The following is a 26,040-nucleotide window of genomic DNA, read 5'->3' as shown; positions in this document are numbered from 1 at the left end:
CTGTTTTCCGGCTATGCGGCATGCGTAAAAAAAAGCGGCAGAAAGATCGAACCGCGACGGGTTCAATCGTTTCTGCCGTTGCCTGGGCCTCCGACGTCACAAACGCCAGGAGGTTCCCGCTTTCAAGGTCAGTCGCGGAAGTTGTTGAACTGCAGCGGCATACCGAACTCCTTGGCCCGCAGCACAGCAATGGCTTCTTGCAGGTCATCACGCTTCTTGCCGGTGATACGAACCTGCTCGCCCTGAATGGCTGCCTGGACCTTGAGCTTGGCATCTTTGACGTGAGCGACGATTTTCTTCGCCAGTTCCTTGTCGATGCCTTCCTTGAGGACAGCTTCCTGCTTCATCAGCTTGCCCGACGCGAAGGCATCCTTGACTTCGAGGCACTGCACGTCGATTTTGCGCTTGACCAGAGCCAGCTTGAGGATCTCAATCATCGCTTCGAGCTGGAAATCCGCTTCTGCGGTCAGATTGACGGTCAGGTCTTTTTCCTTGAACTCGAAGCTGCCTTTGCCTTTCAGGTCATAACGACGATCGAGTTCCTTGACGGCGTTCTCGACCGCGTTGGTGACTTCGTGTTTGTCCAGTTCGGATACCACGTCGAACGACGGCATGTAATCTCTCCAAATTTAAAGGCGCACCGATGGAGCGCGCCTGGCTTGCGGTTAAAATCCGCGCTGATTATAACGGGTCTTTCCCATCATTCACTGTGAGCTGCCGATGCACGCCTTAAACAGAGCAAAAAGCTGATGTCCACCACTTGGCATGTACTCGGCGCCGGCAGCCTCGGCACTTTATGGGCGACACGCCTGGCACGGGCTGGCGTGCCGGTCCGGCTGATCCTGCGGGACACCGCGAGACTGCAGGCCTATGAGGCTGCAGGCGGATTGACACTGGTGGAACACGGCCAGGCGCAACACTACCCCGTGCCCGCCGAAACAGCGGACAGCAGCCAGCCGATCAACCGTCTGCTGGTGGCCTGCAAGGCCTACGACACCGAAAGCGCGGTGGCCCGACTGGCGTCACGCCTGGCCCCGGGTGCCGAACTGATCCTGCTGCAAAATGGCCTGGGCAGTCAGGACGCGGTGGCCGCACAGGTTCCCCAGGCACGCTGCATCTATGCCTCGAGCACCGAAGGCGCCTTCCGCGATGGCGATTGGCGCGTGGTGTTTGCAGGACATGGCTTCACCTGGCTGGGGGATGCGAGCCATCCGGTCGCGCCGATCTGGCTCGATGACTTGAGCGCTGCCGGCATCCCTCACGAGTGGAGCACCGATATTCTGACCAGGCTGTGGCGCAAGCTGGCCCTCAACTGCGCGATCAACCCGCTGACGGTGCTGCACGATTGCCGCAACGGCGGTTTGCAGCAACATCAGTGCGAAGTGGCCACTCTGTGCGCTGAACTGGTGGAGTTGCTTGAGCGTTGCGGTCAACCGGCGGCGGCCGAAAACCTGCAGCAGGAAGTCGAACGGGTGATTCACGCCACCGCGGCCAATTACTCGTCGATGCATCAGGACGTCACGAGCCAGCGCCGCACGGAAATCAGCTACCTGCTGGGCTACGCCTGCAAAGTGGCCGGACGACATCAACTGAACCTGCCTCACCTCAATCAACTTCAGGCAAGGTTGATCGCTCGCCTGCAAAGCCTTGGATTGCCCAGCGACTGAGCAGCGGCTACGCTGGCCACTTGTTCCTTGTCTGCGATGAATCCGATGCCATTGCGCCAGCGCCTTGAAAACCTGCCCGTCGGCCAGAAACTGCTGGCCGCCCTGCTGGTACTGATGGTCACCGTCCTGCTGGTTGCCAACCTGACCTTTATCAGCGCCGCGTACTACATCTCCCAGGAAAGCATGGCGCCCCAGGCCCTGCAGACCATCGGCCGGCTGGTATCCAACCCGAGCCTGGCCTCCGAAGCCCTGGCGTCACCGCAAAGCGCCGAGCGCCTGCTGAATGAACTCAACAGCTATTCGCCGTTGCGCGCGGCAGCCCTGTATGACGGACAGGGTGAGCGATTGGCGCAATTGCAGCATGGCGACAATCTGGAGCTGCCGAAGCGTTTCCGGCATATCGAAGACTGGCAGGCCACGGAGTTTCGTACCAACCAAGTCATCCCCCTGCCCCGCCCCGGCTCAGCACCAGGGCACCTGCTGTTGGTGGCCACGAGTGAACTGCCAGTGGCGTTCTACACCGGGACCCTGACAGCCAGCCTGGGTATTCTGATCTTCAGCGTGCTGCTGTGGCTGATCATTGCCCGCCAGATCAAGCGCCTGATCACCCGGCCGATCCACCAGCTCGAAGAGTTGTCGCGGCAGGTCACCCGTGAAGAAAACTACGCTCTGCGCGCTTCACGCGGAAACCACGATGAAATCGGCAGCCTCGCCGAGGCGTTCAACACCATGCTCTCGCGGATCGAGGCCAGGGAGCAGCAACTCAAGCGGGCTCGGGACGACTCCCAGGCCGCTTACGACCAGGCCCAGGGTCTGGCGGAAGAAACCCGTCATACCAACCGCAAACTGGAACTCGAAGTCCAGGTGCGCAGCAAGATCGAGAAAAAACTCACCGGCTTCCAGAACTACCTCAACAGCATCATCGACTCCATGCCGTCGGCGCTGATCGCCCTCGACGAACAGCTCTACGTGACTCAATGGAACCAGGAAGCCAGCGCCCTGTCCGGCACACGCCTCGATGAAGCCCTGAACCAGCCCATCTTCCTCGCCTTCGAACCGCTCAAGCCGTTCTTGCCGCAACTCAAGGAAACGGTCGAACAGCATACGGTGGCCAAAATCGAACGTGTCACCTGGCTCAAGGACGACGAGCCCCGCCACTACGCCCTGACCTTCTATCCGTTGATGGGCGGTGCCGGGCGTGGCGTAGTGATCCGGATCGACGACATCACCCAGCGCCTGTCCTTGGAAGAAATGATGGTGCAGTCGGAAAAAATGTTGTCGGTAGGCGGTCTTGCCGCCGGCATGGCCCACGAGATCAACAACCCGCTGGGGGCGATCCTGCACAACGTGCAAAACATTCGCCGACGCCTGTCCCCCGACCTGCCGAAGAACCTTGAGGTCGCCGAACAGGCCGGCATCGAACTGGCGACGGTCAATCAGTATCTGAAAATCCGCGAAGTGCCACAGTTGCTCGACGGTATCCAGCAGGCCGGTGCCCGGGCCGCCAAAATCGTCACCCACATGCTCAGTTTCAGCCGTCGCAGCACCCGCCAGATGGCCCCGTGCGATCTGCCCGCCCTGATTGATCAGGCGGTGGAAATCGCCGGCAACGATTTCGACCTGGCGATCGGCTTCGACTTCAAGGGCCAGGCCATCATTCGTCAGTTCGACCCGGCGCTGGGACCGGTCCCCGGCACCGCCAACGAATTGGAGCAAGTACTGCTCAATCTGCTGAAAAACGCTGCGCAAGCCATTCACCAGCGCGAGGACGACAGCGAGCCGGGACGGATCATTCTGCGCACCCGGCTGAACCCGCCGTGGGCGGAAATCCAGGTCGAGGACAACGGCATCGGCATGAGTGAAAGCGTGCGCAAACGGACCTTCGAACCCTTCTTCACCACCAAGGAAATCGGCCAGGGCACCGGGCTTGGGCTGTCGGTGTCGTACTTCATCATCACCAATAACCACAAGGGGCAGATGGAAGTGCAATCGACCCTGGGCCAAGGCACTTGCTTCACCTTGCGCCTGCCCCTGGCGAGCGCGACACCTGTCGCGCAAGAACTCAATCTGCTATCGAGGTAACCATGGGCTTTCGTTTGTCGAAGATTTACACCCGCACTGGCGACAAAGGCGAGACCGGGCTGGGCGATGGCCGTCGCGTCCCCAAGGATCACCCGCGGATCGAGGCCATTGGCGAAGTCGATACGCTCAACAGTCAGGTGGGCGTGTTGCTGGCCGGGTTGGCGGCACAAACGGATACTTTTGCAGGCTTGCAGGAAGTGATCGAGGTTTTGGCGCCTTGCCAGCATCGCTTGTTCGATCTGGGGGGTGAGCTGGCAATGCCGGTGTATCAGGCGTTGAATGCGGCGGAAATCGAGCGCCTGGAAGCGGCGATCGATGTGTGGAATGAAGAATTGGGGCCGCTGGAAAACTTCATCTTGCCCGGCGGTTCAGCGTTGATTGCCCAGGCCCATGTTTGCCGAAGCCTGGCGCGCAGTGCCGAGCGGCGGTGTCAGCAATTGAATGCGATTGAGCCATTGGCCGGGGTTGGCCTGGCATACATCAATCGGCTGTCGGATTTGTTGTTTGTGGTGGCGCGGCTGATTGCCAAGCGTCAGGGTGTGGCCGAGATTCTATGGCAGCCGGCGGCGAAGCCTGAAAAATAGTCGGCGGCTGTCAGGCCGCCTTCGCGGGCAAGCCCGCTCCCACATTTTGATCGAGTTCCTTCAGGAAGAACTCGACCACCTGTGGGAGCGGGCTTGCTCGCGAAAGGGCCAGCAGGAGCGCTACAAAATCAGGCCTCAGGCCAGAATGCCCGAATCCCCGCCACACCCTGCGCACCCGCCGCCCAGGCTTTCTCGACCTCGGCCGGGCCAACGCCACCCAACAGGAACACCGGCTTGCTGAAGCCCTCGATCAAGCTCGACGCCTGCTCCCACCCCAACGGCTCGGCACCCGGGTGAGTCAGGGTGGGTTGAACCGGCGACAGGGTCACGAAATCCACCCCCATCTGTTCGGCCAGCGCCAGCTCTTCAGCGTTATGGCACGAGGCCGCCAGCCAGCGCGAAGCTGGTAGCGGTCGGCCAGCCGCTGCGTATTTGCGCAACTGCGCCGAGGTAATGTGCCAACCCGCGGACGGGAAGTCGCCCAACCATTCGAACGGCCCCTTGAGCATCAATTGTGCCTTGCCGGCACACAGGCCCACCGCATCGACAGCCAGGTCGCGATACTTGGGATCGTAACCGTTCGGTGCGCGCAACTGGATCAGCTTGATGCCACCGGCAATGGCCTTCTGGATGCCACGCAGTAACGCCGGGGTTTCCAGATCTTCCGGGGTAATCAGGTACTGCGATGACAATCGGGCCGCCGCGACGATCGGCTGATTGGCCGCCGGGAACTCGTAACCCGACAAATCCCGGGGCGACACCCAGGCCAGCGGTTGGCCTTCGGCGCCGTGGGGCTCGCCGCTAAACGCCGAGACTTCCCAGACATCCAGCAACACCTGCTTGTCCGGGTAATCGTGCCGGACCTTGATCAGCGGGCGCGCCGCGTCGACCACGATGCCCAGCTCTTCATGGAGCTCGCGGGCCAGTGCGGTTTCGACCGACTCGTCGGCCTCGACCTTGCCCCCGGGAAACTCCCACAGGCCGCCCTGGTGCTGTGAATCGGCACGGCGGGCGATCAGGATCTGGCCACAGCCATCGCGGATGACGGCGGCGGCGACATGGACTCGCTTCACTTTTCCAACTCCTCCAGTCCGGCCTTCTGCCAGGCCTTGAACGCCGGCCATTGGTAGAGGGTTTCAACATAGGCTTCGTCAGCCGCGGACAGCTTCACCCGATAGGTGCGCAGGCGCACGGCGATAGGTGCAAAGAACGCATCGGCCAACGTGAGGCGGCCAAACAGGTACGGACCGCTCTCGGTCGCGGCAGCACGACACTCGGCCCACAGCGCCGACATGCGCTCGATGTCCGCCTGGACATCGAGCGGGACCGGCGACAGCGCTGCGTCATGGCTCAGGTCGAACGGCATGTTGCCGCGCATGGCGAAAAAGCCACTGTGCATCTGCGCGCACGCGGAACGCGCCTGGGCACGGGCGCTAATGTCTTTCGGCCAGAGGTTGGCGGACGGGAACTGTTCCGCCAGGTATTCGGCAATCGCCAGGGAGTCGGCGATGGTGCCGTGTTCGGTCTTCAGTAGCGGGACCTTGGCGGTCGGCGAATGCTTGAGTAGACGCTCGCGGGTGTCCGGCTGGTTCAGTTTGATCAATTCTTCGGTGTAAGAGGCGCCAGCCAGATCGAGGGCCAGAGCGCCGCGCAGGGACCAGGAGGAATGCAGTTTGTCGCCGATGATCAGGTGCAGGCTCATGTTCGGGGTGCCTTCTCGTCAGGGTAACAAGCCAGAATATCTAGCGTCTGGTCGTCAGCCTTCGCGAGCAAGCCCGCTCCCACAGGGTTCAATGGTGACACTGTGGGAGCGGGCTTGCTCGCGAATGGAGCGACTCGGTCTTACGTACGGTACTCGGCGTTGATCTTCACGTACTCGTGGGACAGGTCGGTGGTCCAGATGGTTTCGCTGCAATCGCCACGACCCAGCTCGATACGAATGGTGATTTCTTCCTGCTGCATCACTGCCGCGCCCTGGGCTTCGGTGTAGGTCGCGGCGCGCGCGCCACGGCTGGCAATGCACACGTCACCGAGGAACACGTCGATCTTGCTCACGTCCAGGTCCGGCACACCGGCACGGCCAACGGCGGCCAGGATACGGCCCCAGTTCGGGTCGGAAGCAAACAACGCCGTCTTGATCAGCGGCGAGTGAGCCACGGTGTAGCCGACATCCAGGCACTCCTGGTGATTGCCGCCGCCGTTGACTTCAACGGTCACGAACTTGGTCGCGCCTTCACCGTCGCGAACGATGGCCTGGGCCACGTCCATGCACACCTCGAACACCGCCTGCTTCAACTTGGCGAACAGCTCGCCCTCGGCGCGGGTGATTTCCGGCAGCGCAGCCTGACCGGTGGCGATCAGCATGCAGCAGTCGTTGGTCGACGTATCGCCATCGATGGTGATGCGGTTGAACGACTTGTTGGCCCCATCGAGCATCAGGTTTTGCAACACATCGCGGGAGACTTTGGCGTCGGTCGCGATGTAACCGAGCATGGTCGCCATGTTCGGGCGAATCATGCCGGCGCCTTTGCTGATGCCGGTCACGGTGACGGTCACGCCGTCGTGCTGGAACTGACGGCTGGCACCTTTGGGCAGGGTGTCGGTGGTCATGATGCCGGTGGCGGCAGCTTCCCAGTTGTGGATCGACAGGTCGTCAAGGGCCGCTTGCAGCGCGCCTTCGATTTTCTCCACAGGCAACGGTTCGCCGATCACACCGGTGGAGTACGGCAGCACCTGGCTGGCATCGACACCGGTCAGCTCGGCCAGTTTGGCGCAAGTGCGCTCGGCGGCGGCCAGGCCTGGCTCGCCGGTACCGGCGTTGGCATTGCCGGTATTGGTCAGCAGGTAACGCACAGGGCCTTGTACGCGTTGCTTGGCCAGGATCACCGGGGCGGCGCAAAAGGCGTTCAGGGTGAACACGCCGGCTACCGTGGAGCCTTCAACACAGCGCATGACCACAACATCCTTGCGCCCCGGGCGCTTGATGCCAGCCGAGGCGATACCGAGTTCAAAACCGGCAACCGGGTGCAACGTTGGCAAAGGACCAAGACCAACAGCCATGAATGCGCTCCTTTATAAATGATGTCAGCACCGTTTCAGGAAGACGGTGGTTCGAATGGTAAAACGCCGCGACGGCAGAAGCCGGTCGCGGCGCGGGTATTTCAGCGATTGAAACGGGTTTTACTGGATCTGCCCGTGGCAATGCTTGAACTTCTTGCCCGAACCGCAGTAGCACAGCTCATTGCGACCCAGCTTATGCTCGCTGCGAACCGGAGCAGCGGCGAGCGCCACATCGACCTCTTCGCCCAGCACTTCCGGTTGCTCCAGGCCTGGAGCTTCTTCATGCAGGAACTGCATGCGAGCGGCCAATGCCTCGGCTTCCTGGCGCAGGCGCTGCTCTTCCTCGATAGGATCTTCGCGGCGAACCTGAACGTGGGACAGCACGCGGATCGAGTCGCGCTTGATCGAGTCCAGCAACTCGGAGAACAGGGTGAACGACTCGCGCTTGTATTCCTGTTTCGGGTTCTTCTGGGCATAACCACGCAAGTGGATACCGTGACGCAGGTGGTCCATGGTCGACAGGTGGTCTTTCCACAGGTCGTCCAGAACGCGCAGAACGATTTGCTTCTCGAAGGTGCGCAGCGCTTCGGCGCCCGCCTGGTCTTCTTTCTCGTTGTACGCCGCGACGAGCTCGTTCATGAGCTTCTCGCGCAGGGTTTCTTCGTACAGGTGATCGTCTTCGTCGAGCCATTGCTGGATCGGCAGTGTCACACCGAAGTCGCTCTGCAACGCAGCTTCCAGACCGGCCACGTCCCACTGCTCAGGCAGCGATTGCGGAGGAATGTGTGCGCTGACGGTGGCGTCGAGCACGTCCTGACGGAAGTCAGCGATGGTCTCGCCGATGTTGTCGGCGGCCAGCAACGTGTTACGCATGTGATAGATCACTTTACGCTGTTCGTTGTTGACGTCGTCGAACTCGAGCAGCTGCTTGCGGATGTCGAAGTTGCGGCCTTCAACCTTGCGCTGGGCCTTTTCAATGGCGTTGGTCACCATGCGGTGCTCGATCGCCTCGCCAGGCTGCATGCCCAGGGCCTTCATGAAGTTCTTCACCCGGTCGGAGGCGAAGATGCGCATCAGGCTGTCTTCCAGCGACAGGTAGAAACGACTGGAACCGGCGTCGCCCTGACGACCGGCACGACCACGCAGCTGGTTGTCGATACGGCGCGATTCGTGGCGCTCGGACGCAATCACCTGCAAACCGCCCGATTCGAGCACTTGCTGGTGACGCTTCTGCCAGTCGGCCTTGATCTGGGCAATCTGCTCAGGGGTCGGGTTTTCCAGCGAGGCCACTTCCACTTCCCAGTTACCGCCCAACAGGATGTCGGTACCACGACCGGCCATGTTGGTGGCGATGGTCAGTGCGCCCGGGCGACCGGCCTGGGCAATGATCTCGGCTTCCTTTTCGTGGAACTTGGCGTTCAGAACCTTGTGTTCGATGCCTTCCTTCACGAGCAGGTTGGACATGTGCTCGGAGGTTTCGATGGTGGCGGTACCCACCAGCACCGGACGACCTGCGGCCATGCTTTCCTTGATGTCGGCCACGATTGCCGCGTATTTCTCATCGGCGGTCAGGAACACCAGGTCGTTGTAGTCTTTACGCGCCAGCGGCTTGTTCGGCGGAATCACCATGACCTGCAGGCCATAGATCTGGTGGAACTCGAACGCTTCGGTGTCGGCCGTACCGGTCATGCCGGACAGTTTGTTGTACAGACGGAAGTAGTTCTGGAAGGTGGTCGACGCCAGCGTCTGGCTTTCGGCCTGGATGTTCAGGTTTTCCTTGGCTTCGATGGCCTGGTGCAGGCCTTCGGACAAACGGCGACCCGGCATGGTACGGCCGGTGTGTTCGTCGACCAAAACGACCTGACCGTCCTGCACGATGTATTCGACGTTGCGATGGAACAGCTTGTGCGCACGCAGGCCGGCGTAGACGTGAGTCAGCAGGCTCAGGTTGTGCGCCGAGTACAGGCTTTCGCCTTCAGCCAGCAGGCCGATGCGGGTCAGCGTTTCTTCGACGTACTGGTGACCGGCTTCGTTGAGTTCGACCTGACGGGTCTTCTCGTCGACGGTGTAGTGACCGGCCTGGGTCACTTCGCCTTCGACTTCTTCAACGTGCAGCTTGAGCTGCGGGATCAGCTTGTTGACCTCGATGTACAGCTTGGAGCTGTCCTCGGCCTGACCGGAGATGATCAGCGGCGTACGGGCTTCGTCGATGAGGATGGAGTCGACTTCGTCGATCACGGCAAAATTGAGTTCGCGCTGGAATTTTTCTTCCATGCTGAACGCCATGTTGTCGCGCAGGTAATCGAACCCGAATTCGTTGTTGGTGCCGTAGGTGATGTCGGCGGCGTAGGCAGCACGCTTCTCTTCCGGCGGCTGGAACGGCGTGACAACGCCGACCGTCAGGCCGAGGAATTCATACAGCGGGCGCATCCAGTTGGCGTCACGGCGGGCCAGGTAGTCGTTCACCGTCACAACGTGCACGCCGTTGCCGGACAGCGCGTTGAGGTAAACGCCCAGTGTTGCCACCAGGGTCTTGCCTTCACCGGTACGCATTTCCGCGATCATGCCTTCATGCAAGGTCATGCCGCCGATCAGCTGGACATCGAAGTGGCGCATGCCCATGACACGCTTGCCGGCTTCGCGGGCGACCGCAAAGGCTTCGGGCAGGAGCTTGTCGAGGGATTCCCCTTTGGCGATGCGGGCCTTGAACTCGCTGGTCTTGGCACGCAATTGATCGTCCGAAAGGGCCACCATTTGCTCTTCGAAGGCATTGACGAGTTGCACCGTCTTGAGCATGCGTTTGACTTCACGCTCGTTCTTGCTTCCAAAAAGTTTCTTTAACAAAGGCGCAAACATATCGGCAGGATCTTCCACACTAAAGGGATGGAGGGCGGCCCCGTGAGTCGCCCGTGCAGCCCTCATGGCCGCATGCGAACGAGCATTCTACCCGGAAACGGTGGTGAGGAAAGTGGCGATATTCCACGATGCTGGCACAGCGCTTTGACGGGGCTCACTTAAAATAGGGGCGTTTTGCTCAACTTCAAGCCGTTCAAGGCAGAAGTTAGTTGTTGATTTAATGGGTAAAGCGCCCACAAAAGCAATGGGCGGGTGCATCCGGCGCTTTCTGCTACCATGGCGCCTCTGTTACTTCAGGTGTCTGATCATGGCATTTCGCCCACTTACGGCCAAAGTACCCGCCGTTCTATTACGCGAAGCCAAGCCGCTGAAAGCCATTCTCGGCCACGCTCAACGCCTGGGCCATTTGCAACGTTTGCTCGAAAGCCAATTGCAACCCGCCGCGCGCGAGCATTGCCACGTGGCGTCCTGGCGCGAAGGCAGTTTGTTGCTGATTGTCACCGACGGTCATTGGGCAACCCGCCTGCGCTACCAGCAGAAGCGCCTGCAGCGGCAACTGCAACTGTTCGACGAGTTTGCCAACCTGACGCGAATCCTGTTCAAGGTGCAGCCACCTACCGTCCAGCGCGGCGCGGTCGGGCATACCATGGATCTGTCGGACGATGCGGCCGCGACCATCCAGGCCACGGCCGACGGGATCAGCGACCCGAATCTGCGGGCAGCGCTGGAGCGACTGGCGGCGCACGCCAAGACCAGAACCTGACACAGAAACCATGTGGGAGCGGGCTTGCTCGCGAATGGGTTTACCAATCGACATTTTCGTTGAATGACACACCGCATTCGCGAGCAAGCCCGCTCCCACATTGACTATGCCCACTTAAGATGGATTCAACGGCGTTTGCTGCCGCCCAGCAATGAGCCCATCAAGCCGCGCACCAACTGTCGGCCAAGCTGGTTCGCCGCCTGTTGCATCGCCGATTTAAGCGCCTTGCCTGCTGCCGTACCGAGGAATTCCCCGGCCTGCTCGGTGAAACTCGGTTCCTGTTTGCCCTGCTCCGCCTCGGGCTCTGGCGCCAGGCCCTTGCGCCCCATCAGCACTTCATAGGCTGATTCGCGGTCAATCGGCTTGTCATAACGCCCCTGCAACGGCGAACCGGCCATCAGCGCCGTACGCTCGGCACCGGTCAAAGGCCCGATCCGCGATTGCGGCGGCGCGACCAGCACCCGCTGCACCATTTCCGGGGTGCCTTTTTCCTGCAGCGTGCCGACCAGTGCTTCGCCGATCCCGAGTTCGGTCAACACCGACAACGTATCGAACGCCGGATTCGGCCGGAAACCTTCGGCCACGGCGCGCAGGGACTTTTGCTCCTTGGCGGTAAACGCACGCAGACCGTGCTGGATGCGCAAGCCCAACTGAGCCAGCACATCATCCGGCAGGTCACCTGGCGACTGGGTGACGAAATACACACCCACGCCTTTTGAACGAATCAACCTCACGACTTGTTCCAGGCGATCACGCAATGCCTGGGGCGTGCCGTTGAACAACAAGTGGGCCTCGTCGAAGAACAGCGCCAGCAAGGGTTTGTCGGCATCGCCACGCTCCGGCAGTTGCTCGAACAGTTCGGCCAGCAGCCACAGCAGGAACGTCGCATAGACTTTCGGCGCTTCATGCACCAGACGGCTGGCATCCAGCAAATGGATGCGCCCGCGGCCATCGGCCGTGGGTTGGAGAATGTCTTCGAGTTGCAGCGCCGGTTCGCCGAACAAGGCTTCGGCGCCCTGTTGCTCCAGGGTCGCCAGACGTCGCAGCAGCGCCTGGCTGGAGCCGGTGGTCATCAGAGCCGCATCGTCGCCCAGCAACTCGGGGTTGTCCCGCAGATGATTGAGGAGCGCCTTCAGATCCTTGAGATCGAGCAACAACAGGCCTTCGCGGTCCGCGACCTTGAACGCCGCGTACAGCGCCGACTGCTGACTGTCGGTCAGTTCCAGCAGGCTGCCCAACAGCAGCGGCCCCATTTCACTCAAGGTTGTGCGTAAAGGATGACCGGACTGACCCTGTACGTCCCACAACGTCACCGGATAAGCCTGAGGCTTGTGGTTGAGCCACGGCATACCGGCAATCCGCTCGGCGACCTTGCCCTGGGGGTTGCCCGCGGCGCCAAGGCCGCACAGGTCACCCTTGATGTCGGCGGCGAACACCGCCACGCCGGCATCGCTGAAAGCTTCGGCCATTCGTTGCAACGTCACGGTTTTTCCGGTGCCGGTCGCGCCCGCGATCAAACCGTGGCGATTGGCCAGGCGCATGGCCTGGGCAATCGGCTGCCCCTTGAGGTCGGCGCCGATAACGAGTTGCAGTGAGTCAGGCATTTGGTCACCCATGATTAATCTTTGGTCCTACACGGCCGATAGAGATAACGACAAAGCAGTCAGACACGATCTGGTAGGAAATTTCCCTAAGGAGAGTCGGAAAATTCAATTGCTTTCAACCTTGCCCGTCGTGCGTCCCTTTATAAAAGCACGCACTGGACATTAAGACCTTAGCGGAACCCCAAGCCATGAACAAAAATCTGCGTTTCAGCCATAAAATCCTGCTTGCCGCCGCCCTCATTGTTATTGCCGCCTTCGCCTCGTTCACGCTGTACAACGACTATTTGCAGCGCAATGCCATCCGCGAGGACCTCAACAACTATCTCAACGAGATGGGTGACGTCACCGCCAACAACATCCAGACCTGGCTGGCCGGGCGTATTTTGCTGATCGAGAACCTCTCGCAAAACATCGCCATCAACCCCGAACAAGCCAATGTCGCCAGCCTGCTTGAGCAGAAAACCCTGACGTCGACCTTCATGGCGTCCTACCTGGGTGATGCCACCGGGCACTTCACCATTCGTCCGGACGCGAAAATGCCGGACGGTTTCGATCCGCGTGTTCGCCCCTGGTACAAAGGCGCCGAAAACAGCGGCACGCCGACCCTGACCGAACCCTACATCGATGCGGCAACCGGTCAACTGATCATCTCGATGGCCACGGCTTCGAAAAAAGCCGGACAGAGTGTCGGTGTGGTGGGTGGCGACCTGAGCCTGCAAACCCTGATCGCGACCCTCAGCGCCCGCGACTTTGATGGCATGGGCTACGCGTTTCTGGTCAGCGCCGACGGCAAGATCCTGGTTCACCCGGACAAAGCGCTGGTGATGAAGTCACTGAGCGAGGCGTATCCGAAAGATACCCCGCGCATCGGCAACGGCTTCAGCGAAGTGGACGTCGACGGCAAGACCCGCATCGTCAGCTTTACCCCGATCAAGGGCTTGCCTTCGGTCAACTGGTACATCGGTCTGTCAGTCGACAAGGAAAAAGCCTACTCGATGCTCAGCGAGTTCCGCACCTCGGCTGTGGTTGCAACCATCATTGCCGTGGCCATCATCATCGCCCTGCTCGGCATGTTGATTCGCATCCTGATCCAGCCGTTGCACGTCATGACCCGCGCCATGGCCGACATCGCCGACGGCGAAGGTGATCTGACCAAACGCCTGACCATCCAGAACAATGACGAATTCGGCACCCTCGGCACCGCGTTCAACCGTTTCGTCGAGCGCATTCACGGCTCGATCCGCGAAGTGTCCTCGGCCACCGGGCAAGTCAACGAAGTGGCGTTGCGCGTGGTCGCGGCCTCCAACTCGTCGATGTTCAACTCCGACCAGCAAGCCTCGCGCACCAGCAGTGTCGCGGCCGCCATTAACCAGCTCGGCGCCGCCGCCCAGGAAATCGCCCGCAATGCGGCGCAGGCTTCGAGCCAGGCCAGCGATGCCCGCAGCCTGGCCGAAGACGGCCAGCAAGTGGTGGACCGCAGCATCGTGGCGATGAATCAACTGTCGAGCATGCTCAGCGCCTCGAGCACCAACATCGAATCGCTGAACAGCAAAACCGTGAACATCGGGCAGATTCTCGAAGTGATCACCAGCATTTCCCAGCAAACCAACTTGCTGGCACTCAATGCCGCGATCGAAGCCGCCCGTGCCGGTGAAGCCGGTCGCGGTTTTGCCGTGGTGGCGGACGAGGTGCGCAACCTGGCACACCGCACGCAGGAATCGGCGCAACAGGTGCAAACCATGATCGAGGAGCTGCAAGTCGGCGCCCGGGAATCGGTGAGCACCATGAGCGACAGTCAGCGCCACAGCCAGGACAGTGTGGAAATCGCCAACCTCGCGGGCGAACGTCTGAACAGCGTGACCTTGCGTATCGGGGAAATCGACGGCATGAACCAGTCGGTGGCCACCGCGACCGAAGAACAGACCGCCGTGGTGGAGTCGATCAACGTCGACATCACCGAGATCAACACGCTGAACCAGGAAGGCGTGGAAAACCTGCAATCCACATTGCGCGCGTGCTCGGACCTTGAGCAGCAGGCGGCGCGGTTGAAGCAGTTGGTGGGCAGTTTCCGGATCTAACGCCTGATCTGGCCTCATCGCCGGCAAGCCGGCTCCTACAGGTATTTTGACGCCTGTGGGAGCGGGCTTGCCCGCGAAGGCGACCTGTCAAACGATACATCCCCCCGCTGACATCCCACCCGCACAACCCCAACCGAACATCTATCCTTCATAAAGGTCAACCAAGGGAATACCGGGACCGGAGGATCGTTCATCGTGCATATCGCTGACATCACCATGTTCTACGCCCCTGCCAGCGGTGGCGTGCGCACTTATCTGGATGCAAAGCACCGTCGCCTGGGCATCAAGCCGGGCATTCGCCACAGTTTGCTGATCCCCGGATCGTCCTTGAGCGAGCAGGATGGCGTCTTCACCGTTCCGGCCCCTGCCCTGCCCTTCGGCAAAGGCTATCGCTTCCCGCTGCGTCTGGCACCCTGGCGCAATGTCCTGCAGGTTTTGCAACCTGACCTGATCGAGGTCGGCGATCCCTACCTCACTGCATGGGCAGCGCTGGATGCACGGCGGCAACTCGATGTACCGGTCATAGGCTTCTACCACTCGGACCTGCCGCTGCTGGTCAGCAACCGCATGGGCAACTGGGTGACCAACAACGTCGAGGCCTATGTCAGCAAACTCTACGGCAACTTCGACCGGGTCCTGGCGCCCAGCCGGGTCATGGCCGACAAACTCACCGGGCTTGGGGTCAGGAATGTGTTCGTGCAACCGCTGGGCGTCGACCTGCAAACTTTCAATCCCGATGCCAGGGACCCCGAGCTGCGGGCCGAGTTGGGCCTGGACGACAACACCCGGCTGCTGATCTTCGCCGGGCGCGGTTCCAAGGAAAAAAACCTGCCAGTGCTGCTCGACTGCATGAAACGCCTGGGCCGACGCTATCACCTTCTGCTGGTTGGCTCATCGATGCCGACGGCCGTGCCGTCCAATGTGACGGTGATCGACGAGTTCTGCCCGGCGCCGCAGGTGGCCCGCCTGATGGCCAGCGCCGACGCATTGCTGCACGCCGGCGATCAGGAAACCTTCGGTCTGGTGATACTCGAAGCCATGGCCAGCGGTATTCCGGTGGTGGCCGTGGCGGCCGGGGCTTTCGAGGAAATCGTCACCGAGGACTGCGGCCGGCTCTGCGCGCCGAACAATCCAGCCGCGATGGCCACCGCTGTTCGAGAACTGTTCGACTCGGGCAGCGTAGCGCTGGGCCGTCAAGCGCGGTTACATGTCGAACGACATTACGCCTGGGACACGGTGGTCACCAGTTTGCTGTGCCACTACCACGCCGTGCTCGGCAGCCAGTGCTCGCTGACAGCCAATGGTTGAGTCCATGAACAGGCCCGCTTTACTGTTGGTACTGCACGATGTGGCACCACCCACCTGGGCCGATTACCAACCGTTCGTCAAAGCCGTCGACGCCTTGGGGGGCGTGCCGATCACCTGGCTGGTGGTTCCGGATTACCACAAACACAACAATCTGGACGCCCATCCGTCGTTTTGCCGCCAGCTCAGTGCCAGGGTCGCCCGGGGCGACGAACTGGCACTGCATGGCTATTTCCATAGCGACGAAGGACCGATGACCCTCAATCCCCGCGACTGGTTCATGCGTCGGGTCTACACCCACGAAGGCGAGTTTTATCGTTTGTCACAAGAAGACGCCCTCGCGCGCCTGCATTCGGGCATCGAGATGTTCCACCGGCATGACTGGCCGCTGGAAGGGTTCGTCGCCCCGGCCTGGCTGATGAGCCAGGGCACTCGCCAGGCATTGCGCCAATTGCCGTTGAGTTACACCAGCGACTCGCAGCATTTATACCGTTTACCGGATTTCACCGCGATCGAGGCGCCGGGGCTGGTCTGGAGTGCGCGCAGTGCCTGGCGCCGGGGTGTATCGAAGCTCGTCAGCGACCGCCGTGAACAACGCTGGCAGCACGCCCCGGTGATTCGCCTGGGCTTGCACCCGGTGGACATGCGCCATGAGTTCTCGCACCGATACTGGCTGCAAACCCTTGAGCGCCTGCTCGATAATGGACGCGTTCCGATGACCAAGTCCCAGTGGCTGGCACTGCAAAACAACCGAATGGGCTGTGCCGCATGAGTCGCGCCCTGCTATTGCTCGTCGGCCTGCTCGCAGCGGTGCTGATTCCACTGCTGTTGGGCGGCAGCGAAATCGGCTCCCGGCTGAGCGCTTTTCCGCTGCCGTGGCTGTTGATCATGTTCGGCATGATCCTGCTGTGCTGGGGCGTGAACACCCTGCGTTTGCGCCTGTTGCTGGGGGATCAATGCCACAAGGTGGGCCGACTCAGGAGCCTGGGCGTGGTGATGGCCGCCGAATTTGCCTACTGCGCCACGCCCGGTGGCAGCGGCGGGCCGCTGACGATCATGGCGTTGCTGGCGCGTCACGGCGTGCGCCCGGCCAGGGGCAGTGCCGTGTTTGCCATGGACCAACTGAGCGACTTGCTGTTTTTCCTCTGCGCCCTGAGCGGGATTCTTGTTTACGCCCTGTTCCAGCACCTCAGCCAGCGCATGGAATGGATGCTGATGGTCAGCGCTGTCTCGCTGTTCGGTGGCTTGATCACCTGCGCCATGGTCGCTCGCTATCACCGCTCGTTGATTCGCCTGAGCGGTCGATGGCTCGCCCGAGCCAATGTCAAGGCGGCCACGCGAATGCGCTGGGCGCGCAAGCTCCTGCAGTTTCTGGCGGCGTTTACCGACACGCTGAAATTGCCCGTGCAGACCTTGATCAAGGTATTCGTCCTGACCTGTGTGCATTGGCTCCTGCGCTACAGCGTGCTCTATCTGGCATTGCGCGGGCTCGGCGCGGATTTGCAGTGGGCCTGGAGTTTTCTGATCCAGATGCTGGCCCTCAGCGCCGGGCAATTCAGCCTTCTGCCGGGCGGAGCCGGGGCGGCGGAGCTGACGTCGGCGGCGCTATTGGCACCCATGGTCGGGAAATCCACGGCAGCCGCGGCGATTCTGATTTGGCGGGCGGTGACGTACTACTTCTACTTGCTGGTCGGTGGGCCGGTGTTTTTGCTGATGCTGGGGCGGCCGCTGCTCAAGAAACTGATCAAGAATGTCTATCCGTAGGAGCTGGCTTGCCAGCGATAGGGCCCTGGAAATCACTGCAAGCCTGGGGCTCTATCGCCGGCAAGCCGGCTCCTACGTTCAATTCCTCCCACAATTGGGCGGCATCAGGAAACTCCGTCCCCGTTTCAGGCCCCATGTCATCCGGGTCGTAGCGGCTCAGGCAACCCTCGCCCAGCGTGGCGGGAGCCTTGGATGTGGCTTTGTCCAGTGGATCGGCCATGGTCATGTCCTCGGTGCAGAAACGGCGAAGGGCCTGGAGCGATTGAACGCCCAGGCCCTTCGGATTTCAACCGTGTCGTGCGTCTGTCAGAAGACGACGGTTTTGTTGCCGTGCACCAGTACCCGGTCTTCCAGGTGATAACGCAGGCCGCGGGCCAGCACCATCTTCTCGACATCACGGCCGAAACGCACCATGTCTTCAATGCTGTCGCTGTGGCTGACACGCACCACGTCCTGCTCGATGATCGGGCCGGCATCCAGCTCTTCGGTCACATAGTGGCAAGTCGCGCCGATCAGCTTCACACCACGCAGGGAGGCCTGGTGATACGGCTTGGCACCGACGAACGACGGCAGGAAGCTGTGGTGAATGTTGATCACCTTGTGCGCATATTCGCTGCACAACTCGGGCGGCAGGATTTGCATGTAACGGGCCAGCACCACCACTTCGGCATCGTGCTGTTTGACCAGGCGCGACACCTCGGCGAAAGCCGGCTGCTTGTCCTGCGGATTGACCGGGACGTGGTAGTACGGAATGCCGTGCCACTCCACCATGCTGCGCAAGTCATCATGGTTGGAAATCACGCAGGAGATTTCGCAGTCCAGTTCATCGCTGTGCCAACGATGCAGCAAGTCGGCCAGACAGTGCGACTCGCGGCTGGCCATCAGCACGACACGCTTCTTTTGTTCGGTATCGGTGATACGCCAGTCCATCGAGAACTCTTCGGCGATCGGGGCAAAGGCTTCGCGCAACGCTTCGATACCAAATGGCAGGGAGTCGGCACGGATTTCGTGACGCATGAAGAACCAGCCACTGAGATTGTCCGAGTGATGGCTCGCTTCAGTGATCCAACCGTTGTGTGATGCCAGAAAGTTACTGACTTTGGCAACGATGCCAACACGGTCCGGGCAAGAAATCACCAGACGAAAAGTGCGCATGAGGGGGAAACTCCAGAACTTCGCAAAGGCCGCCATTCTAGCGATTGCGCAGCAAAACTGCAGTATTGTTGACGTTTCGCCTTGCCGGAAGGTCGGTGCGGCTGGACGGACAACACCCGTGCCGGTTCGTCCGGATGCTCTAGCGGTGCCGGACATTTGTTAAATTATGTATATCTGACGGGCCTGGATCACACTAATAACGGCATTACCAATGTGCGCCCAAGACACGGCAACTAAATTAAATAAAGTTGGCTTAAATGTTTACTTGATGAAACACCGTGACTATTATTGCCGCACTGTCACCTGCCATCCAGCGTACAACATAAGGTAGTTCCCATGTCCTTGATCAACGAATATCGCGCCACCGAAGAAGCTATCAAAGAGCTGCAAGCCCGTTTGAAGAACCTGTCCCAAGACGACAAACTGCAAACCGAGCTGGAATTCGAAGGCAAACTGCGCACCTTGATGGGTGAATACTCCAAGTCCCTGCGTGACATCATCGCGCTGTTGGATCCAGAGTCGAAAACCAAGGCACCACGCGGCGGTGCAGTGAAAACTACCGGCACCAAGCGTGCTCGCAAAGTTAAACAATACAAAAACCCGCACAACGGCGAAGTCATCGAAACCAAAGGTGGCAACCACAAGACTCTGAAAGAGTGGAAAGCCAAGTGGGGCGGCGACGTGGTAGAAGGCTGGGCTACCCTGCTGGGCTAAGCCTCAGAGCTTGTCGCAGATGGATCCGTGACAAAAAATAACGCCAGCAAATGCTGGCGTTATTTTTTGCGGGGTATTTAAGCCCTGGCATGTTCGATTTCAAAGACACAAACGCTGGCGCAGTCCCTGGACATAATCATGCCACTCACTGAGCACCCCCTGCTGAAACGGCGTAGCACTAACACTCAACTGGGCCGCGGCTTCTACAAAACTTTCAAGGGTATTTGGCGCCCCCCACTCGGGTTCTGACAAACGTTTCTGACAGAATATTCGCCAGCGCTCTTGCTCCTCGGCATTCAACGTATCGGGAAAGTTGCGTGCGCGATATCGAAACAATAATTCAGGCAAGCGTTCGTCATCGAAAGGCCACTGCTCTTGTGCCAACTGCATCGGGTCAACGGTTCTGACTTGCTCGCACAAACGCCGGTCCCGATCACCAATGAATCCATCATATAACTGCTGCTCCGGATCCTGGCTCGGGGAAAAATCTTCGCGGGCATAAATCGCCAGGATCTTATCCTGCCAAACTTTCCGCGCGTCATTTAGCTGCAGCACTCGCTGCTGATACAGCGCCATGTCCAGCCCCAGGCGCTGCTGATCCTCCTGGCGAAGTACCGACAACGGGGCCACCACCGGGCACTTGTTGATGTGAATCAGCTTCAACGGCACCGGCAACACCCCCTCGGCCAGTTCGTCGTGGCGGGTATACAAGCGCTGACGCAAACTTTCGGCATCCAGATCGAGCAGGCCCTGGGGGTCGAGGTGCAGGTCACAGACAATCAGGGCGTTCTTGTTGCGCGGGTGCCAGGCCAGCGGCAACACCACCCCCACATAGCTGCGCGCCGCCGAAAAGCGCCCGGAAACATGCACCAGCGGTTGCAGCAGGCGTATCTGGTCCATGACTTTTTGCTTGCTGCGCAGTTGAAACAGCCAGGTGTAGAGCTTTGGCTGTTTTTCCCGAATGAGGCGCGCCAGGGCGATCGTCGCGCGAACGTCCGACAGTGCCTCGTGGGCATTGCCGTGATCGATGCCGTTGGCCGCAGTCAGGCGTTCGAGCTTGAGCGTGACCCGCCCTTCGTCGTCCGTCGGCCATTGCAGGCCATCGGGGCGCAAGGCATAAGCGGCGCGCACCACATCGATCAGGTCCCAGCGGCTGTTGCCGCCCTGCCATTCCCGCGCATAAGGGTCGAAAAAGTTTCGGTACAGGCTGTAGCGGGTCATCTCGTCATCGAAACGCAGCGTGTTGTACCCCGCGCCACAGGTGCCCGGTGCCGCGAGCTGGGCATGCACCCGGGTCATGAAATCGGCTTCGCTCAAACCCTGTGCCTGCAGTTGCCCGGGCGTGATTCCCGTGATCGCACAAGCGGCCGGGTGCGGCAGGATGTCGTCACTGGGCTGGCAGTAAAGATTGACCGGCTCGTCGATTTCATTGAGATCGAAGTCGGTGCGCAGACCGGCCATTTGCAACGGACGGTCGCAACGGGGATTGATGCCAGTGGTTTCGTAGTCGTACCAGAAGATGGAGGTCACGGGCGATTCCTGAACTGAAGATCGGCAAAGTCTAGGCGTTCACCTCCCGCCACGGCCAGTAGTCTGTCATTCAAGCACCTTGCGCGGCTCACCATGCAATACATGGTTATGTCGTTTCCCTGCGCCCCCGCCCCTCGAATAGGCTGCTAGCATCGAATGGATACACAATCCCGATCCAGGCCACATCGTCAGGTTGCCCATGCTCGAGACCACAGCACAGCCACGGAATGCGCCGCTGTCACCGCCACTGGATACGCGGTACCAGGTCGAAACGCCGGAGGGCGTCGACCTGCCACTGCGCCCGGCCGGGTTGATGGTGCGTGCGCTGGCGTTCGCCATCGATCTTGCTTTGCGCGGCCTGGTCCTCGGCGTGCTGTTCATTGCGCTGGCGATGCTCGGCAAATTGGGCGCCGGACTCGGGTCGATCCTGCTGTTCGGGGTGAGCTGGTGGTACATGGTGCTGTTCGAGGTGCTCAACCAGGGGCGCTCGCCGGGCAAGCAATGGATGGGACTGCGGGTGGTGCACGACGATGGTACTCCGGTCGGCTGGTCCGCATCGCTGCTGCGCAACCTGCTGCGCGTGGTCGACCTGTTGCCCTTCGGTTACTTCCTCGGGGCCATCAGTTGCCTGCAACACCCCCACTTCAAGCGCCTTGGCGATATCGCCGCCGGGACCCTGGTGATCTACCGCGAACACTCGCACACCCGCCCCGAACTCCCCCAAGCCCAGCCCCGCCGCACGGCATTTGCCCTGACGCTCAGCGAGCAACGGGCCATCCTCGGGTTTGCCGAGCGCCAGGGCGAACTCTCCCGGGCGCGGGCCGATGAACTGGCCGCCATTCTCGCCCAACCCTTGCAGGTCCCGGCCGCGCAGGCGGTGACCGAGCTCAACGGCATCGCCCGCGGCTTGTTGGGGCCGACATGAAGCAAAGCCTTTTTGAACGTCGGCACAAGGCCGAGTGGGACCGTTTCTGCGGGCTGCTCGAGCAGTTGGAACGGGACGGCAAGGCCACCGACGCCGGCAGTTTCCCGAAGGACTACCGACGCCTGTGCCAACACCTGGCACTGGCACGGGAGCGTGGCTACAGCAGTTTTCTGATCGACTCGTTACAGCAACACGTGCTGCGCGGGCATCAACAGCTTTACCGTCACCGCAGCCGCCTGGGGGCCCATGCGCTGGCTTTCATCCTCGCGGATTTCCCGCGCCTGGTGCGCGAACAGTGGCGTTTCGTGCTCGCCGCCAGCCTGATGTTCTTTGTCAGCCTGGCCGGTTTCGCGTTGCTGGTGTACCTGTTTCCGGACCTGATCTACAACCTGATCCCCGCCGAGCAGGTCAGCGAAATGCAAAGCATGTACGACCCCGTTGCCGGTCACCTCGGGCGCACGGCGGAACGGGCCGCCAGTGAAGACTGGGTGATGTTCGGCTACTACATCTTGCACAACATCGGCATTGCCTTTCAGACCTTCGCCAGCGGTTTGCTGTTCGGCCTGGGCAGCGTGTTCTTCCTGATCTACAACGGCCTGATGATTGGCGCGGTGGCCGGGCACCTGACCTACGTCGGCTACGGGCAGACCTTCTGGTCATTCGTGATCGGCCATGGCGCTTTCGAACTCAGCGCCATCGCTCTGGCAGGCGCCGCCGGTCTGAAGCTGGGCTGGGCGTTGGTCGCCCCGGGGCGCCTGCCCCGCGCCGAGTCCTTGCGATTGGCGGCGCGCAAGAGCGTGCTGCTGATCTGCGGGGTCATGCTGTTCCTGTTGATCGCGGCGTTTATCGAAGCCTACTGGTCATCGATGACTCGAGCGTCGCACCAGACCAAATACCTGGTCGGCGCGGCACTCTGGTTGTTGGTGGTGGTTTATCTCGTATTCGCCGGACGTCGCCGCCATGCGCCTGAATGACGCCAGCGTGGTCATTCGCCCGCGCTCGACCTGGGAGGCCATGGACCTCGGCGTGCTCCTGAGCCAGCGCCACCGACGCCTGCTGATGACCAGTTGGGCGTTGCTCACGTTACCGGTGTTCGCGTTGCTCAGTTGGGGGCTCTGGGACTCGCCTTCTCTCGCCGTGTTGATTTTCTGGTGGTTGAAACCGGCATTCGACCGCCTGCCCTTGTACATCCTGTCCAAAGCCATGTTCGGCGAGACACCCACGCTCAAGCAGGCCCTGCGGCAATGGCCGCGACTGCTCAAAGGGCAATTGCTGGCCAGCCTGACCTGGCGACGCCTGAGTCTGCAGCGCAGTTTCGTGATGCCGGTGGCGCAACTCGAAGGCCTCGACGGACAACAGCGCCAGCAGCGTTTAGAGGTGCTGTTGCAGCGGGACGCCGGCGCCGCACGCTGGCTGACGATCATCGGCGCGCACCTGGAAGGCGCGCTGTGGATCGGCTTGATGGTGCTGTTCTATTTGCTGTTGCCACAACAGGTCGCGCTGGACTGGAGCTGGCAGACGCTGATCTCTGCGGCCACCCAGGACTGGCGCTGGCTGGAACACCTGACCAACCTGTTTTACGTACTGGTGCTGATGGTCTGGGAACCGATCTATGTCGCCTGCGGTTTCAGCCTTTATTTGAACCGGCGCACCGTGCTGGAGGCCTGGGATATCGAACTGGTGTTCCGCCGGATGCGCCAGCGTCTGATCAGCGCAAGCAGCGTGCTGTTGATCGCCGTGATGTCGCTGATGTCTCCTGCACACAGCGTGTGGGCCGCCGAACCGGCCATTTCACCCGACAGCCCACGGCTGCTGGACCAGCCCCTGAACACTCAGGTCGCCAGGGACGGCATCAAGACGATCCTCGAACAGCCGCCCTTCAAGAACCGGGAAGCGGTGACACGCTATCGCTTCAGCGAAGACCCGCCGGGCGCGCAAGCGTCGGGCGACGGGCAGACACCGCATTGGCTGAAGTCCCTGTTGCAGCTGTTTGAAGGACAGCACTTCAGAGCCTTGGCGAACCTGATTGAAATCGCGCTGTGGGGCATCGTCATCGGTGCTGTCGGCCTGTTGATCTGGCGCTATCGCGACTGGGTGCAGGCGTTCGTCAGCCGGCGACCGCCCCTCGGCGTCAAAGCCGTGCGCCCCTTGCCGCAGCAGGCGTTTGGCCTGGACCTCAAGCCCGAGTCCCTGCCCGCCGACATTGCCGCCCGCGCCGAAAGCCTCTGGCAGAGCCATCCGCGCGAAGCCCTCGGCTTGCTCTATCGCGCCCTGCTCAGCCGCTTGTCGCACGATTTCAACATCGCGCTCGAGGCCGCCGACACTGAAGGACAGGTGCTGCAGCGCATCGAGCGATTACAGCAACCGGCCTTGCTGGCCTACAGCAAAAATCTGACCGGGCACTGGCAAGGCATGGCCTACGGTCACCGCCTGCCCCCCGAACAGGTGCGACAGGAACTGTGTGACGGCTGGCGCGTTTTGTTCGACCCGGAAGCGCTCCATTGAGTCGGCGCCGGGGGACGATCGCCATTGCGCTGCTCGCCGTGCTGGTGGCGGCGCTGGGTGTTTATCTGTACTTCAAGGCGATCCCTTATCAGGTCGAAATCGACCACGGCCCTTCTCCCGAAGCCAGAGCCAACCCTTATCTGGCGGCGCAACTGTTCCTGCGTCAGCAAGGCTTGAGTGTCGATCACGCCGATAGCCTGGACATCCTGCCCAGCCTCGATCCGCATCGACACAGCCTGTTGTTGCTCGGGGACCGCTACAACATGACGCCACGGCAGATCGACCAGGTGATGAACTGGACCCGGGGCGGCGGGCGGCTGCTGTTCGTCGCCGAGTCGTTGTGGGATGAAAAACTCGGCCACAGCAATGACCTGCTGCTTGACCGGGTACAACTGCGCCAGTCCTTGAGCAAAGACCTCAAGGAGCCGCCACCGGATGTCGGTGACGATCCTTACCCACAACTGACCAAGCTCTATCTGGAAGACGAAGACGCCCCGGCCTATGCCGGTTTCGATACCGCCTTCCACCTCGAAGACCCGAAAAACCTCGCCCAGGCCTGGGCCAACAGCGCCAGGGCGACGCACATGATGCAACTCGATTACGGACTCGGCTCGATCATCGTGGTCACCGATGCCGACCTGTGGAAAACCCCGGCCATCGAACAGTACGACAACGCCTGGCTGCTCTGGTACCTGACCGCCGACACCCGCGTGACGCTGATCTTCAACACCGATCACGACAGCCTGCCGTCCTTGCTGCTGCGTGACTTCCCCCAGGCGCTGGTCGCATTGTTCGCCTTGATCGGCCTGGGTTTCTGGCATTTTGGCGTGCGTCAGGGGCCGTTGCTGGAACCGGCACCGAAAGCACGCCGGCAACTGCAGGAGCACCTGCGCGCCAGTGCCGACTTCCTGTTGCGCCGCAACGGTCAAGCCGGCCTGCTGCAAGCCTTGCAGCAGGACATCCTGCGGCGCGTGCGACGTCGCCATCCCGGCTTTGAACAACTCGCCGTCGCCGAACAATGGCTGGTGCTCGCGCGCCTGACCGGCCAACCCACACGCGCTATCAGCCAGGCCATGAGCCCGCGTCCGAACCGCCGGCTTACCAGTGTTGAATTCAGCCGTCAGGTCGCCCACCTGCAATCCCTGAGGAACGCTTTATGAACGGGTACTTGGGAAGCGTTACGCATTGATTTTTCAAAGTGCCTGGAGAATCCGGGGCGATTCGACGCGCTCCAAAGGCGACTTCCTCTGCGCATGAAGCGGGCTTGTCCATGCCCGCTTCGAGCCGGCTGGGTGACTGCTCGTCGGCCCATCGAAAACCCACTCAAGATCGCCTCCTTCAAGCCGATGGAATAGAGGTGCCAACTGGCTTCAAGCAGTTCATTAACTAGGGGCAAAGTGCTAGCATCGCCGCCGCGCAATGCACCCCGGGCATCAACATAACCGTCG

At 61.0% G+C, this 26,040-nt stretch carries 22 protein-coding genes and 1 pseudogene; 14 read left to right on the top strand and 9 right to left on the bottom strand.

Annotated features, from left to right (window positions below):
* Nucleotides 1–128: 128 nt before the first annotated feature.
* A complete protein-coding gene (locus AB7M25_RS06620; RefSeq protein ID WP_007977344.1) occupies nt 129–614 on the bottom strand; it encodes a YajQ family cyclic di-GMP-binding protein in 486 nt (161 codons plus the stop codon).
* A 135-nt stretch (nt 615–749) separates the two neighbouring features.
* Between AB7M25_RS06620 and AB7M25_RS06615 the strand changes: the two genes are divergently transcribed.
* Genes AB7M25_RS06615 through AB7M25_RS06605 form a run of 3 tightly spaced genes read left to right on the top strand, consistent with a single transcriptional unit; the run spans nt 750 to nt 4,333 of the window.
* Nucleotides 750–1,667: a putative 2-dehydropantoate 2-reductase gene (locus tag AB7M25_RS06615; protein WP_429389447.1), complete on the top strand. Its 918-nt coding sequence runs from the start codon at nt 750–752 to the stop codon at nt 1,665–1,667.
* A gap of 45 nt (nt 1,668–1,712) precedes the next feature.
* The gene (locus AB7M25_RS06610) at nt 1,713–3,749 is read left to right on the top strand and encodes a sensor histidine kinase (protein ID WP_454238335.1); all 2,037 of its coding nucleotides are present in this window, start codon (nt 1,713–1,715) and stop codon (nt 3,747–3,749) included.
* 2 nt (nt 3,750–3,751) lie between these two features.
* Nucleotides 3,752–4,333, top strand: coding sequence for a cob(I)yrinic acid a,c-diamide adenosyltransferase (locus AB7M25_RS06605; protein ID WP_429518989.1), 582 nt, complete (start codon nt 3,752–3,754; stop codon nt 4,331–4,333).
* A gap of 128 nt (nt 4,334–4,461) precedes the next feature.
* Here AB7M25_RS06605 and AB7M25_RS06600 read toward each other — a convergent pair whose 3' ends face one another.
* The 4 genes from AB7M25_RS06600 to secA form a co-directional block, all read right to left on the bottom strand.
* The gene (locus tag AB7M25_RS06600; protein ID WP_454237094.1) at nt 4,462–5,406 is read right to left on the bottom strand and encodes a Nudix family hydrolase; all 945 of its coding nucleotides are present in this window, start codon (nt 5,404–5,406) and stop codon (nt 4,462–4,464) included.
* Complete coding sequence (locus tag AB7M25_RS06595) at nt 5,403–6,035, bottom strand: glutathione S-transferase family protein (RefSeq protein ID WP_429389441.1); 633 nt, start codon at nt 6,033–6,035, stop codon at nt 5,403–5,405. Before AB7M25_RS06595 ends, AB7M25_RS06600 begins: the two co-directional genes overlap by 4 nt.
* A 140-nt stretch (nt 6,036–6,175) precedes the next feature.
* The gene (argJ, locus tag AB7M25_RS06590; protein ID WP_429389440.1) at nt 6,176–7,393 is read right to left on the bottom strand and encodes a bifunctional glutamate N-acetyltransferase/amino-acid acetyltransferase ArgJ; all 1,218 of its coding nucleotides are present in this window, start codon (nt 7,391–7,393) and stop codon (nt 6,176–6,178) included.
* A gap of 120 nt (nt 7,394–7,513) precedes the next feature.
* Nucleotides 7,514–10,249, bottom strand: a complete 2,736-nt coding sequence (gene secA / locus AB7M25_RS06585) for a preprotein translocase subunit SecA (RefSeq protein WP_429389439.1) — start codon at nt 10,247–10,249, stop codon at nt 7,514–7,516.
* Between the two features lie 307 nt (nt 10,250–10,556).
* Between secA and AB7M25_RS06580 the strand changes: the two genes are divergently transcribed.
* The gene (locus AB7M25_RS06580; RefSeq protein ID WP_007977359.1) at nt 10,557–11,012 is read left to right on the top strand and encodes a DUF721 domain-containing protein; all 456 of its coding nucleotides are present in this window, start codon (nt 10,557–10,559) and stop codon (nt 11,010–11,012) included.
* A gap of 125 nt (nt 11,013–11,137) precedes the next feature.
* Here the strand turns inward: AB7M25_RS06580 and AB7M25_RS06575 are convergent, their stop codons facing one another.
* Nucleotides 11,138–12,616 carry a helicase HerA-like domain-containing protein gene (locus AB7M25_RS06575; RefSeq protein ID WP_429518982.1) on the bottom strand — a complete coding sequence of 493 codons (1,479 nt, stop codon included), beginning with the start codon at nt 12,614–12,616 and terminating at the stop codon, nt 11,138–11,140.
* 188 nt (nt 12,617–12,804) lie between these two features.
* Between AB7M25_RS06575 and AB7M25_RS06570 the strand changes: the two are divergent.
* The 5 genes and pseudogenes from AB7M25_RS06570 to AB7M25_RS06550 form a co-directional block, all read left to right on the top strand.
* A pseudogene (locus AB7M25_RS06570) lies at nt 12,805–13,836 on the top strand (HAMP domain-containing protein); the annotation flags it as partial.
* Nucleotides 13,837–13,929: 93 nt separating this feature from the next.
* Nucleotides 13,930–14,694, top strand: coding sequence for a methyl-accepting chemotaxis protein (locus tag AB7M25_RS06565; protein WP_428608872.1), 765 nt, complete (start codon nt 13,930–13,932; stop codon nt 14,692–14,694).
* Between the two features lie 195 nt (nt 14,695–14,889).
* Complete coding sequence (locus AB7M25_RS06560) at nt 14,890–16,002, top strand: glycosyltransferase family 4 protein (RefSeq protein ID WP_429518980.1); 1,113 nt, start codon at nt 14,890–14,892, stop codon at nt 16,000–16,002.
* On the top strand, nt 15,995–16,771 hold the full coding sequence (locus tag AB7M25_RS06555) for a DUF2334 domain-containing protein (protein WP_429389434.1): 777 nt from the start codon (nt 15,995–15,997) through the stop codon (nt 16,769–16,771). The genes AB7M25_RS06560 and AB7M25_RS06555 overlap by 8 nt, the downstream gene beginning before the upstream one ends.
* On the top strand, nt 16,768–17,763 hold the full coding sequence (locus AB7M25_RS06550; protein WP_454237093.1) for a lysylphosphatidylglycerol synthase transmembrane domain-containing protein: 996 nt from the start codon (nt 16,768–16,770) through the stop codon (nt 17,761–17,763). Before AB7M25_RS06555 ends, AB7M25_RS06550 begins: the two co-directional genes overlap by 4 nt.
* Here the strand turns inward: AB7M25_RS06550 and AB7M25_RS06545 are convergent.
* Nucleotides 17,744–17,983: a hypothetical protein gene (locus AB7M25_RS06545; protein ID WP_429394413.1), complete on the bottom strand. Its 240-nt coding sequence runs from the start codon at nt 17,981–17,983 to the stop codon at nt 17,744–17,746. The genes AB7M25_RS06550 and AB7M25_RS06545 overlap by 20 nt on opposite strands.
* 86 nt (nt 17,984–18,069) lie before the next feature.
* Nucleotides 18,070–18,918, bottom strand: coding sequence for a formyltetrahydrofolate deformylase (gene purU, locus AB7M25_RS06540; RefSeq protein ID WP_007977367.1), 849 nt, complete (start codon nt 18,916–18,918; stop codon nt 18,070–18,072).
* A gap of 336 nt (nt 18,919–19,254) precedes the next feature.
* On the opposite strand from purU, the gene mvaT reads away from it, so the two are divergent.
* On the top strand, nt 19,255–19,632 hold the full coding sequence (gene mvaT, locus AB7M25_RS06535) for a histone-like nucleoid-structuring protein MvaT (RefSeq protein WP_007933316.1): 378 nt from the start codon (nt 19,255–19,257) through the stop codon (nt 19,630–19,632).
* A 99-nt stretch (nt 19,633–19,731) separates the two neighbouring features.
* Here mvaT and sbcB read toward each other — a convergent pair whose 3' ends face one another.
* A complete protein-coding gene (gene sbcB / locus AB7M25_RS06530) occupies nt 19,732–21,162 on the bottom strand; it encodes an exodeoxyribonuclease I (RefSeq protein WP_454237092.1) in 1,431 nt (476 codons plus the stop codon).
* A 199-nt stretch (nt 21,163–21,361) separates the two neighbouring features.
* Between sbcB and AB7M25_RS06525 the strand changes: the two genes are divergently transcribed.
* The 4 genes from AB7M25_RS06525 to AB7M25_RS06510 are packed head-to-tail and all read left to right on the top strand — an operon-like array spanning nt 21,362 to nt 25,752.
* Nucleotides 21,362–22,087 carry an RDD family protein gene (locus AB7M25_RS06525; RefSeq protein ID WP_429518976.1) on the top strand — a complete coding sequence of 242 codons (726 nt, stop codon included), beginning with the start codon at nt 21,362–21,364 and terminating at the stop codon, nt 22,085–22,087.
* A complete protein-coding gene (locus AB7M25_RS06520) occupies nt 22,084–23,061 on the top strand; it encodes a stage II sporulation protein M (RefSeq protein WP_454237091.1) in 978 nt (325 codons plus the stop codon). Before AB7M25_RS06525 ends, AB7M25_RS06520 begins: the two co-directional genes overlap by 4 nt.
* Nucleotides 23,048–24,592 (top strand): DUF4129 domain-containing protein, encoded by a 1,545-nt coding sequence (locus tag AB7M25_RS06515; protein ID WP_454237090.1) that lies wholly within the window; start codon nt 23,048–23,050, stop codon nt 24,590–24,592. The genes AB7M25_RS06520 and AB7M25_RS06515 overlap by 14 nt, the downstream gene beginning before the upstream one ends.
* A complete protein-coding gene (locus AB7M25_RS06510; protein ID WP_429389422.1) occupies nt 24,589–25,752 on the top strand; it encodes a DUF4350 domain-containing protein in 1,164 nt (387 codons plus the stop codon). The genes AB7M25_RS06515 and AB7M25_RS06510 overlap by 4 nt, the downstream gene beginning before the upstream one ends.
* Nucleotides 25,753–26,040: the final 288 nt, after the last annotated feature.

The organism is Pseudomonas sp. AP3_22 TE3818 (assembly GCF_053628995.1).
The sequence above is the reverse complement of the archived record's forward strand: the minus strand, read 5'-3'. Positions and strand labels throughout refer to the sequence as shown.